Source organism: Helicobacter didelphidarum (assembly GCF_003364195.1).
Classification (GTDB): Bacteria; Campylobacterota; Campylobacteria; order Campylobacterales; family Helicobacteraceae; genus Helicobacter_A; species Helicobacter_A didelphidarum.
Map to the genome: position 1 here is coordinate 21,440 of NZ_NXLQ01000023.1, position 11,018 is coordinate 32,457.

The following is an 11,018-nucleotide window of genomic DNA, read 5'->3' on the forward strand; positions in this document are numbered from 1 at the left end:
TGGAAGAAGGTTGTATGACAAAAGTATTATTCGATAAATTTCTTGCACATTCTATCCCGCGCGCAATATTACTTTATGGTGAGAATGAGTTCTTGATAACTTATTATTCCGATCTTATTACTACGAAGATTGGTGGTGTATATCAAACAATTTATTTTGATTACAATCATCAAGAGGCGTTAAATTATTTGGGTGTAAATAGTTTATTTGGAGATTTGAATGTGCTTGTATTAAAACTTTACACTGTATTGGATAAAAAACAAATACAGGATTTATTTTTTACACTTGAACATAATCCAAAAAGTTTTTTAATTGTTCAATTCTATAAATCTCCAAGTATGAATGATGCTGATTATGCTAAGAAATTTAGAATAATGAGTGCTTTATTTAAACCCAGTGCAAAACTACAAGATATTATAGAAATGCGATGTTTTCATCTCTCCCAAGATGAAATGCTAAAAATATTAAGAAAAAGATCTCTTGAATTAGAACTACAAATAGATTCCCATTTGTTGGAATATTTATTGAATATTCAAAATAATGATTTGGCAATTGCATACAACGAACTCTCAAAATTTATTTATTTTCCGAATATTACATTGCAATTGATTGATGAGTTGAGTTATAGTTTAGGTAATATGAAGATGGAATCTTTGTTTGATTCTCTTTTTGATAAAAAAGGTCATTTAATTGAAATTATACAAACACTCAATGAAGAAGGTATGGATAATATGGCACTTTTGCGTGAAATTCATAAATATTTTTATATTTTATTTAAATTATATGGACATTCCAAGATGTATGGAAATTTGGATTCAAAAGAAGCCTTAGGATATAAGCCCCCACAACATATTTTTAATGTATGGAGTAGACGTAGTTTAAAAATTAAGACACAAACTTATCTTGCATTATTTGATATTTGCAATCAATGGCGTATTCAACAATTTCAAGGAAAAGATGTAAGTTTGCAATTTTTAATTGAAATTCAGCAAATTTTATGATATAATTACCGCTTTTAAACCTTGCTCCAGTGTTTAGTTTTGTAATATTATATATTAAAATTATTACAAACTTGCTATCTGGGGCTTGAACCATAAGGAGAAAGTATGCGTCATTATGAGACGATGTTTATTGTGAGACCTACTCTTGTTGAAGAGGAGGTAAAGGCAAAAATTGACTTTTTTAAAGAAGTCATTACAAAAAATGGTGGTCATATTGAGACTTGTTTGGATATGGGCATGAGGAATCTAGCCTATGAGATTAAAAAAAATCGTCGTGGTTATTATTATGTGATTTATTTTACTGCAGAACCAAAACTTATTGCAGAACTTGAGCGTTTGTATGGAATAAATGAAGAGATTTTACGTTTTATTGTTATTAAATATGAAAGTAAAAAAGATCAAAATGCTTGGAAAAATTTGATTGCTAGAGCAAATAAAAAAGAGAAACCAAGAACATTGAAAAAAGATGATGATTCTCATAGAGAAAGGAACATAAGAAAAGAACAACAAATCCATCGGGAAAAAGAAGAAAAAGCAAATTTTTCTAAGTCCGATACAGAAATACAAGAAGTTAATCAACCTCAATGAGATTAAACTTTGTGGTTTTTTTGATGGTGTTTATTAGGTTATTTTTATGTGTTAAAGGTAGAGTATGTTTAATAAAGTAATTATGGTTGGAAATCTTACACGAGATGTTGAGTTGCGACATCTGAATACAGGTGTAGCACTTGCCACGATAGGATTGGCTTCCAATCGTAAATATAAGAGACAAGATGGAACACAAATCGATGATACTTGTTTTGTTGATGTTACTTTATTTGGGAGAACTGCAGAAATTGCAAATCAGTATCTTAAGAAAGGTTCAAAAGTTCTCATTGAAGGGAGATTAAACTACGAAACTTGGAGTGATCAGCAGGGAAACAAGCGAAGTAAGCACACTATTATTGCTGAAGGTTTACAAATGCTAGATTCTCGATCTCAGGGTGATTACAGCCATCAAGATATGAGCAATTCTCAAGGCTATGGAAACTATAATGCCAGTCAAACTTCCTATAACCAAAATAATTACTCACAAAATAGTACAGGTTACAATAACCAGAGAAATAGTTATCAAGAACCACCAGAGATTGATATAAATCAAGATGAAATACCATTTTAATGGCGATTCAATTTTACACAAAAAGGAAAAATATGGAACGAAGAAAATACTCTAAAAGATATTGTAAGTATACAGAGGCAAAGATTGATTATATTGATTATAAAGAGATTGAACTTTTGAAACATTCTCTCTCTGAACGATATAAGATTATGCCAAGAAGATTGACAGGTAATTCAAAAAAATGGCAAGAAAGAGTTGAAGTAGCAATTAAACGTGCAAGACATATGGCTCTTATACCTTATATCATTGATACAAAGAAAGTTATTGAAAATCCATTTAAGCTGTAATATCACATTTTGCAATTTTTAGAATACTGATTTTTCTAATTTATAGAAATTTTTATGGAATTTGGATTGAGCTTATATTTTAGTGCAATATTATATAAAATCTAGATTCTTAATTAATTTTTTGTCCGATGTTGTAATATGGGAAGCTTACAAAACTTAATTATTAAGCTCTATTATGAATTTTGTTTCTATTTTTTAAGTAATATCAAACCTTATTTGGATATATAAGAGATTCTGTTGGGTTGTTAATGAGATTATAACTTTAAGATAAGATATTTATGATTCAGAGAGAGGCTACTATGAAAACTTATGATTTTTGCTCAATTTTCTTAAATTCTTTGAAAGAGGAAGCAGAAGCGTTATTGCATTATAGTGGCGATTTGAGCGATTTAAATGATATTATACATCTTATCTTAGAGTTAAAGGGAAAACTTGTCTTAATGGGTGTAGGGAAGAGCGGACTTGTGGCACAAAAGATTTCCGCAACATTTTCAAGTACTGGGACACCAAGTTTTTTTCTTCACCCAACAGAAGCGATGCACGGTGATTTAGGTGCATTAAGTATAGATGATTGTGTTTTGGCTGTTAGTTATAGTGGTGAGAGTTTGGAATTATCTCAGATTCTGCCACATGTAAGACGAATGGGTATCCAGATTATTACTTTTTCAAAATCAAAACATTCTAAAATATCTCAATTAGGTGATTATTTTATTCCTTTGGTAATTGAGAAAGAGGCTTGTCCAATTGGAACTGCACCTACGACTTCAACTACACTTACGCTTGCTTTAGGTGATGCATTGGCAATTTGTTTAATGAAAGCTCGAGAATTTACAAGAAATGATTTTGCACTTTTTCACCCAGGAGGAAGTTTGGGGCGAGAGCTTTTCGTAAAAGTCAGAGACATTATGCAAATAGATAATATTCCTATTCTTGATATCTCTATGAATTTGCGTGAAGCTATTGTTGTGATGAGCGAAGGACGACTTGGCAATGCTTTTTTTGTGGATTCAGGTAATAGACTTCTAGGTATCTTGAGTGATGGCGATTTGCGTCGTGCAATGTGTGATAAAAGTTTTAGTCTTGAAGCAAAAGCATTTCAATATGCTACAGAATCTCCAAGAATAATTCACGATAGGGAAATGCTTGCATTTGAAGCACTAAGAATTATGAAAGATTTAAAAATACAGATAATTCCTATTGTAAGAGAAAATGGGGTTTTAGAAGGAGTGATTCATTTGCATACTTTGATTCAGGCGGGTTTTTAATAAATATATAATAAATAGTTTTTCTAGATTTAAAGAGATTGTAAATTTCATACTTATTTAGATTGTGATATTGTGGTTACTTTGATTTTCATATTAATGGTTTAAGATTATAATTTTTTTCTCTTTTTATAATAATAGTAATATTTGGATTTTTAAAAGTTTATGGAGTTATTAAATTAAGAGTGGAGATTTTAAAATTATTTAAAAAGGGATTTTATGAGAAGTCTTATAAGATTAGAATGCAAGAAGACAACAATCTCAGAAGTCATACATTATATTGATATATTAAGATTACCAAATTCATATACAGAACCTACACATATTTTTTTATTGAACGCAGAAGTTGGTGGAGGAAAAACTTATTTGGTAAACGAATATGTAAAAACAAAAGGTATCACAGAAAGTAGCTCTCCTAGTTTTGCATTTATTCATGAATATGAAAAGAAAATTTTTCATTATGATTTATATTTAAAAAACGACATTCATGCAAAAACAAAACTTTTAGAATCTCTTATACTTGATGGGATACATTTTGTTGAATGGGGTGATTTTTTTCTTTTAGAAAAATTACAGAATCTAGGATTTTTTGTAGTTCTTATACAAATTACGAACACTCAAGATAATAATGCAAGGATATATGATTTTTTTGTTTAACTTAATGAAATAAAAAATAATAAGATTATAAGAATCGTTGATTATTGTTAAGAGAGTAGGGGGGGGTCTGAGATTTATAGTGATTAATCATTTGCTTAATATGGAACATAAAATGCTTATTTACAATATAATTTAAGGAAAAGATTTTTTAAGGATAAAGCATGGCGATAGATTTAGGTGAAGTTACAGGTTCAACAGCTTCAAGAGAAAAGAAAAAAGAAACTACCCAAATTGCAAATGGGCTTGACAAAGATGCGTTTATGAAGCTTTTTTTGGAGCAACTCAAAAATCAAGATCCAACTTCGCCTATGGAGACGGATAAAATCATCACGCAAACTGCACAATTAACTCAAGTAGAAATGCAAGAAGAAAATAAAAAAACAATGAAAGAGGTTGCTGAGGCAATGAAGGCATCTCAAGATACCAATAAGTCTTTACAAGAATTTCAAAAAGAAATGAAGAAATCTCTTGAGATTCTCAATATGGGTATGGAGGAAAATACTAATGCAACAACGCAGGGAGCACGTGCAAATACACTCAATGCCGTGTCTATGATTGGGAAAATAGCAGAAACCGATATTATGGGGTTAAATGTTAGTGGTAGTGGAGAAAATCGTTTTAGTCTTTATTTTGACAATAAGATTGATGTCAGTAGGGGTAATCCTGTAATTGAAATATTGAGTCCAAATAATGAAATTGTACGCACAATTTCTCTTAATGATAAGAATGGGCAGCAGGGTTATATTGATTTCCAGTGGGATGGAAAAGATTTAAAAGGAAATATTGTAGAGCCAGCAAGTTATCAAGTGCGAGCACATTATAATTTGAATCCTGAAACAAATCAGTATGATGAAACACGCATTGGAAGAGGTGAGGTGCAAAGTATTATTTATGATAAAGGTGTGCCGTTGATGCGTTTGGGTGATAATATTGTGCCTGTGCAAAGTGCCCTCGAGTTTTATCCACGCGGAGAGAGTGGACATAAATCAGTAGAATCTATAAAAGCGGAAGCAAATCGTGCTATGAATGCTTATGGAGAAGATTTCCAAACAGAATCATTGGGCGATAAATATGAAAAGATTCTTCAAGATAGAGAAGCAAAACTTGCAGCACAAGTAGAGGCTGAAAAAGATGAGGATACTTTAAAAGCTGAAGCACAAGAGAGTGAGAGATTAGCAAAAGCAACTGAAATGAAGAAATATGAAAAAATGCTTGATAGTGCAGAGAAAGGTAAGCAGCTTGAACAAGATCAGCTGAATCAACTTGATAAAAAAAGTGATGAGGCAAAGTTTAAAAAGGATAGCTTAGAATCCCTATTGCAAGCTCAGGAAAATAATAAAAATGTAAAACCAATTGCAGCAACAGAGCAAAATATTGTGGGAGACTCTAATTCACAAAAAGATTTGGATATGACCCAAATTATGCAAAATACACAAGATTTTGACGCTGAACAAAATCCTTTTACTTCAGCATTTGCACAAGGTATAACAAATGAGAATGGTAGAGATGTTAATATTTCTGTGAATTAAGAATACAGAGTGAGAATATTTAACTTTTCTTAAATTACTTAATCGATGTGGTTGTATATCTCATTTTTACTCTATCGTTATGATTTTTCAGTAATTTTGGAGCATTAGATATTACATTGAAAAAAATATATATAATTCTGCATTATATAATTATCTAAAATTGCTAAATAATTATAATTTTTTATGGAGATTCTTTACTTTTATACATAGAGTTATGTAATTTATGCTAGAATCATATCAAGTTCGCTTGATAGTTGGCAATGTTTAAATGAACATGTGGAGGTTTCTCATGAATGCAAGGTATTTAACAAAAAAAAATTTATTGAAAGTTTTACCATGTATTATTTTATCTGCTGTTTTGACTAATTCCACTAATGCAATGGAGTTTGGAGTAATGGGGAATGTATCTGCTTCTATGGGTGGAGCGGGAGTTGCCTTAAAAAGTCCATTTGGTCTATATTACAATCCAGCACTTATTGCCTCGGAACAAAAAACTCGCATTGGTTATAGTGTAAGTGCAGGTATGGAGCAGTCAAATTTAGATAAACTCACAAATATTAATTTTGATGAAACAATGAAAGTTCTCGCGAATGTTGGTGGTTCTCTTGGTGGTAATAGTATTGGAGGAAGTAGTCCAGATTCTATTACGGGAGCTTTAACAAATGCATTGCAAAATGTAACTGGCTCAACAGGAAACACTAATTTAGAAACATTGTGGAAGGATTATCAAAATCAGCAAAATGGTAGCACAGACTATTCTGAATTAGCCTCAGCATTGCAAAGCTCTATTAATAACTCTAATATGTCTCAAGGAGACAAAGATATGTTCAATGGTATGGCTGATTCCATTGATTGGGAAAAGTTAGATATTGCAGGTAGCAATATTACAAATTTATCAATTAAGAAAGGGAGCAATATTGTTTTAGATGAAGCCATGCAGAATCTTGATACACTTTTTCAGGTATTAAAAAATAATAATATGAATGTCAGAAGTCAAAATGGTTTTGTGTTTCAATTTTCTAATAAAACTATTGATGAGAAATTTGGTGCAGTAGCAATTGGTATTTTTAATAGCACACAGGCAGGAGTTTCTCTTGTTGGTGATGATTCAAAAATGCGGCTTATTTTTGGAAGCGACAATTCATATTATGAATTGGAAGTTTCTGATGGTGGTTATACAATTAAACAATCTACACGGACCGATTATGACAATTTTTCACTTCTTGCTTCAATTAATAATGGAAATTCACATAGAATTGTAAGTTCGGTGTTTGCTCTTACAGAGATTCCGATTGGTTATGCATATAACTTTAAGGTTGGTAATTCTAATATTAGTTTAGGTGCAGCTTTTAAACTCATGAATGGTATCAGTATTTTCCATGAAACATATCTTAGTTCCAATCTTAGTTTTGATATGAATTTTGGTTCAAACACGCAAATTTATACTACCTTTGGTTTTGATTTAGGTGCATATTATGGGTATAATATTAATGAAACAAATCAATTTGCACTTGGTGTGGTGGTAAAAAATATTAATTCACCAACATTTAGATTTAATAACTCACCGAATGTTGTTATTGATCCTCAATATAGAATGGGTATTGCATATAATGGCAAGATATTTTCTCTTGCATTTGATGCTGATTTAGCTCCTAATCGTATGTTAAATTATAGTTACGGTGCAAAACTTTCTCAAATGATAGGTGGTGGTGCAAAGATTGATTTTAAGCACATTGATTTACGGGCTGGTCTTGCTTATGATTTAAAGCAAGATAATGGGGTTATTTTGACAGCTGGTATCAATATTTTAGGCTTCATTGATATAGCTACCGAGGTTGGAACAAAATGGGTTGATTATTTTGGATTTACTGCACCAAAATATGCAAGTGTAAGAATTGGTGGATCATTTAGTTGGTAAGATCCAATCGAATTTCTTTATTTTTCTATTACGGAGAAATATATCTCTGTCTTACTTTTGTAGGCAGGATACATAATCTTATATCTATTAAAAATAGGATTGTTATATATTAAAATATAATAACACATACAGAGAATGCCATGCCATTGTCGTGTGTTATACTGATTGAGGCTTTTTTAAGATTCCATGTTTTCAGCATTCTTTCGTGAAGTGCAAGGTGTGGTTTTCCTTTAGAATCTTTAAAAATACACATATCGTGAAATGATAGAGATTCTCCTATACCTACACCTAAGGCTTTGCTACAAGATTCTTTGATACTCCAAAATCCTGCTAAAGTTGGAAGCATAAAATACATTTTATCAAAGTTTGTGTGCAAAAAAGAAAATAACATATCGCTACATTTACTATATCTTTGTTTATCTTTTTCTGAAAATAAGAGATTTTCAGTATTAATTGCTTTATGTGTAGGCAAACAGATTATATTATTTAGTTGTATAATTTTTTGATTTTTTTTTATATCTTGTTTATTTTCTTGTTCCGATTTTGATTCCAAAAATAGATTCAATAAATAATCAGTATTTTTACAAGCAAGGAGAATTTCACTGGGCAATAAGAATCGTTGTAAAAAATTTAGCCCATGTTTTTCTACAGCTTTTTCTATCCTTGCAATAGAGACAATATCTGTGCCAATTTCAAAATTCATAGAGAAAATATTTATAATTTTTTGCTATAAAGCATAAATTTAGAAAAAGTAATCGCAGAAATTATATCTGTTTGCAGGAAAGCATTAATGCTTCGGACAAGACTCTGTGCTAATTTTACTTTTCCACCACTTGTTTCTAATTCTTTTGCTTGAAAGGAGTTTGTTGTGTGTGCAATAACAACATGAAGTTCTGCGGCATTTTTAGTAATTTTTTCTCGCATCGTTTTGTTACCGTATACTAAAATAGGAGTAAATTTTAATCTCATTTGAGTATCTTTAGAATCTGATTGTAGAGGAACATCAAAATCTTTTGTGGTAAATTCAAATGTTGTTGTATCTAATAAATTATTTGTTTTGTTAGTAATTTTATTCTTAGGGTATTCTTGTGCATATCCCATAAAACTACAACATATGAATAAAAGAACTGTATAAAATCTATGATATTTCATGAGTCAGACCCTAAGGCTGTATAACAAAGTCCGGAAATGCTATACCATCAATTGAACTACTAGTAAGGATTGCATTAATGCTTGTCGTTGCTGTCATTGCAAATTTCGCTCTACCTTGTGCACTTTGTAAATCATTTGCCATAAAACCAGAAACCACATCATTGATGATGGATCGGACAATATCCATTTTTACTTCCAATTCTTTTAATGCACTTTTGTCATTAAAAAGCAATGTTACTTTAAACTTGGCATAACCACCTGTGCGTGGATTATCGGGATTTTGAGGCTTAAGATTTGCTATAAACTCTTTCTCTATTGGCATTGAGACTTTTGCTTGATAAACACCATAATATGGATTAGCTTCATCAGCATATATATATGCTATGACACAAAGCAAAGTAATAAACAATTTTTTCATCTTAATTCCTTTCGAATGGGGTAAATATTTGAATCAATTATAATTTTTTTAAACAAATGGTCCTTACATTGATTATGGTTTAAAAACTATATCTGGTGCTATTACCATGTTGGTAATATGCGTAGCCTTGATAATTTTTTGATTGAGATATGCATTGATTTTTTTTGTTATTTTATCTGCTAAAAGTTGCCTTTCTCTCGTAGCCTGTAACTCCATCCCATTACATTCTTTAACAAGAGATTCTATTATAGGAATAATTTCCTCTTTTTTATCATTAATTAAATCCATTTCATTTTGTGTTCCAACAGCGACAGAGATTCTGTATTTTGCATAACCACCTATAATTTCAGAGTCTTTATCAAAACTTTCTGTGCTTGGTTTAAGTTTTGTACCAAATTCATTCTTAAAAACATATTCTATGCTTTTAGCATGTAGGACATGAGCCAAGAGAAATATAATACTCAAAAATGATAAGGTTCTTAAAAAAGCATTGCAACTATACAAAATACTATCTCCTATTTCTTAAGGTTGTAAAACAAAATCTGGAAATACAATTGCAGCTACTTTGCCATCTGTTAAAACAGAATTTAAACTTGACACTATGCTATTTGCAAGTTTTTGTCTACCTTGTGCACTTTGCAATTCTACTCCTGTAAAAGCACTTGTAGCATCAGTAATAACACTGCGGACTACATCAACTTTTGCATCAATTTCTTTTACGGTATTTTTATCACCTAGAAGCAATGTAGCTTTAAATTTAACAAAACCGCCTTCACGCATATTGTCTGGATTTGGGGACTTTAAATTAATTACAAAATCTTTTTCTATTGGCTGGATTGCAGCAGGATTCTTATATGCTTCATTTTGCAATAAAGCTTGTTGCTCTGGGCTAAGATTCGCTACTTGCACAGATGGAGCATTGCTACCCCCCCCATCAGAATTCTCTTCCTCTTTTTTATCATTAATTAAATCCATTTCATTTTGTGTTCCAACAGCGACAGAGATTCTGTATTTTGCATAACCACCTATAATTTCAGAGTCTTTATCAAAACTTTCTGTGCTTGGTTTAAGTTTTGTACCAAATTCATTCTTAAAAACATATTCTATGCTTTTAGCATGTAGGACATGAGCCAAGAGAAATATAATACTCAAAAATGATAAGGTTCTTAAAAAAGCATTGCAACTATACAAAATACTATCTCCTATTTCTTAAGGTTGTAAAACAAAATCTGGAAATACAATTGCAGCTACTTTGCCATCTGTTAAAACAGAATTTAAACTTGACACTATGCTATTTGCAAGTTTTTGTCTACCTTGTGCACTTTGCAATTCTACTCCTGTAAAAGCACTTGTAGCATCAGTAATAACACTGCGGACTACATCAACTTTTGCATCAATTTCTTTTACGGTATTTTTATCACCTAGAAGCAATGTAGCTTTAAATTTAACAAAACCGCCTTCACGCATATTGTCTGGATTTGGGGACTTTAAATTAATTACAAAATCTTTTTCTATTGGCTGGATTGCAGCAGGATTCTTATATGCTTCATTTTGCAATAAAGCTTGTTGCTCTGGGCTAAGATTCGCTACTTGCACAGATGGAGCATTGCTACCCCCCCCATCAGAATTCTCTTC

Annotated in this window: 14 protein-coding genes; 8 read left to right on the forward strand and 6 right to left on the reverse strand. The window is 31.2% G+C overall.

From position 1 onward, the window contains the following. Positions 1-14 precede the first annotated feature (14 nt). The 8 genes from CQA53_RS08395 to traF all read left to right on the forward strand — a co-directional run bounded on the left by CQA53_RS08395 (position 15) and on the right by traF (position 7,813). Complete coding sequence (locus tag CQA53_RS08395) at positions 15-1,001, forward strand: DNA polymerase III subunit delta (protein ID WP_115543561.1); 987 nt, start codon at positions 15-17, stop codon at positions 999-1,001. A gap of 105 nt (positions 1,002-1,106) precedes the next feature. Next, positions 1,107-1,589 carry a 30S ribosomal protein S6 gene (rpsF, locus tag CQA53_RS08400; RefSeq protein WP_115543562.1) on the forward strand — a complete coding sequence of 161 codons (483 nt, stop codon included), beginning with the start codon at positions 1,107-1,109 and terminating at the stop codon, positions 1,587-1,589. A gap of 64 nt (positions 1,590-1,653) precedes the next feature. Then, on the forward strand, positions 1,654-2,160 hold the full coding sequence (locus CQA53_RS08405; RefSeq protein ID WP_115543563.1) for a single-stranded DNA-binding protein: 507 nt from the start codon (positions 1,654-1,656) through the stop codon (positions 2,158-2,160). Positions 2,161-2,192: 32 nt separating this feature from the next. Continuing rightward, on the forward strand, positions 2,193-2,447 hold the full coding sequence (gene rpsR / locus CQA53_RS08410) for a 30S ribosomal protein S18 (RefSeq protein WP_115543564.1): 255 nt from the start codon (positions 2,193-2,195) through the stop codon (positions 2,445-2,447). 299 nt (positions 2,448-2,746) lie between these two features. Beyond that, positions 2,747-3,712, forward strand: coding sequence for a KpsF/GutQ family sugar-phosphate isomerase (locus tag CQA53_RS08415; RefSeq protein WP_115543572.1), 966 nt, complete (start codon positions 2,747-2,749; stop codon positions 3,710-3,712). Between the two features lie 216 nt (positions 3,713-3,928). Then, complete coding sequence (locus CQA53_RS08420; protein WP_115543565.1) at positions 3,929-4,366, forward strand: tRNA (adenosine(37)-N6)-threonylcarbamoyltransferase complex ATPase subunit type 1 TsaE; 438 nt, start codon at positions 3,929-3,931, stop codon at positions 4,364-4,366. 161 nt (positions 4,367-4,527) lie between these two features. Then, positions 4,528-5,895, forward strand: a complete 1,368-nt coding sequence (gene flgD, locus CQA53_RS13750; protein WP_407918849.1) for a flagellar hook assembly protein FlgD — start codon at positions 4,528-4,530, stop codon at positions 5,893-5,895. 289 nt (positions 5,896-6,184) lie between these two features. Further along, on the forward strand, positions 6,185-7,813 hold the full coding sequence (gene traF, locus CQA53_RS08430; protein WP_115543566.1) for a conjugal transfer protein TraF: 1,629 nt from the start codon (positions 6,185-6,187) through the stop codon (positions 7,811-7,813). Between the two features lie 109 nt (positions 7,814-7,922). On the opposite strand, the gene acpS is transcribed toward traF, so the two are convergent. The 6 genes from acpS to CQA53_RS08460 form a co-directional block, all read right to left on the reverse strand. After that, the gene (gene acpS / locus CQA53_RS08435) at positions 7,923-8,516 is read right to left on the reverse strand and encodes a holo-ACP synthase (protein ID WP_115543567.1); all 594 of its coding nucleotides are present in this window, start codon (positions 8,514-8,516) and stop codon (positions 7,923-7,925) included. A gap of 11 nt (positions 8,517-8,527) precedes the next feature. Next, the gene (locus tag CQA53_RS08440; RefSeq protein ID WP_115543568.1) at positions 8,528-8,965 is read right to left on the reverse strand and encodes a flagellar basal body-associated FliL family protein; all 438 of its coding nucleotides are present in this window, start codon (positions 8,963-8,965) and stop codon (positions 8,528-8,530) included. 10 nt (positions 8,966-8,975) lie between these two features. Next, positions 8,976-9,383, reverse strand: coding sequence for a flagellar basal body-associated FliL family protein (locus tag CQA53_RS08445; protein WP_115543569.1), 408 nt, complete (start codon positions 9,381-9,383; stop codon positions 8,976-8,978). 72 nt (positions 9,384-9,455) lie between these two features. Beyond that, on the reverse strand, positions 9,456-9,848 hold the full coding sequence (locus tag CQA53_RS08450; RefSeq protein WP_147290017.1) for a hypothetical protein: 393 nt from the start codon (positions 9,846-9,848) through the stop codon (positions 9,456-9,458). A 57-nt stretch (positions 9,849-9,905) separates the two neighbouring features. Further along, complete coding sequence (locus tag CQA53_RS08455; RefSeq protein ID WP_245945805.1) at positions 9,906-10,535, reverse strand: flagellar basal body-associated FliL family protein; 630 nt, start codon at positions 10,533-10,535, stop codon at positions 9,906-9,908. 57 nt (positions 10,536-10,592) lie between these two features. Next, a partial coding sequence (locus CQA53_RS08460; RefSeq protein WP_115543571.1) for a flagellar basal body-associated FliL family protein occupies positions 10,593-11,018 on the reverse strand: 426 nt, incomplete at its 5' end.

Coding starts and splice junctions, on each gene's coding strand:
- CQA53_RS08395 (WP_115543561.1), top strand. CDS start 15: ATGACAAAAGTATTATTCGATAAATTTCTTGCACATTCTATCCCGCGC.
- rpsF (WP_115543562.1), top strand. CDS start 1,107: ATGCGTCATTATGAGACGATGTTTATTGTGAGACCTACTCTTGTTGAA.
- CQA53_RS08405 (WP_115543563.1), top strand. CDS start 1,654: ATGTTTAATAAAGTAATTATGGTTGGAAATCTTACACGAGATGTTGAG.
- rpsR (WP_115543564.1), top strand. CDS start 2,193: ATGGAACGAAGAAAATACTCTAAAAGATATTGTAAGTATACAGAGGCA.
- CQA53_RS08415 (WP_115543572.1), top strand. CDS start 2,747: ATGAAAACTTATGATTTTTGCTCAATTTTCTTAAATTCTTTGAAAGAG.
- CQA53_RS08420 (WP_115543565.1), top strand. CDS start 3,929: ATGAGAAGTCTTATAAGATTAGAATGCAAGAAGACAACAATCTCAGAA.
- flgD (WP_407918849.1), top strand. CDS start 4,528: ATGGCGATAGATTTAGGTGAAGTTACAGGTTCAACAGCTTCAAGAGAA.
- traF (WP_115543566.1), top strand. CDS start 6,185: ATGAATGCAAGGTATTTAACAAAAAAAAATTTATTGAAAGTTTTACCA.
- acpS (WP_115543567.1), bottom strand. CDS start 8,516: ATGAATTTTGAAATTGGCACAGATATTGTCTCTATTGCAAGGATAGAA.
- CQA53_RS08440 (WP_115543568.1), bottom strand. CDS start 8,965: ATGAAATATCATAGATTTTATACAGTTCTTTTATTCATATGTTGTAGT.
- CQA53_RS08445 (WP_115543569.1), bottom strand. CDS start 9,383: ATGAAAAAATTGTTTATTACTTTGCTTTGTGTCATAGCATATATATAT.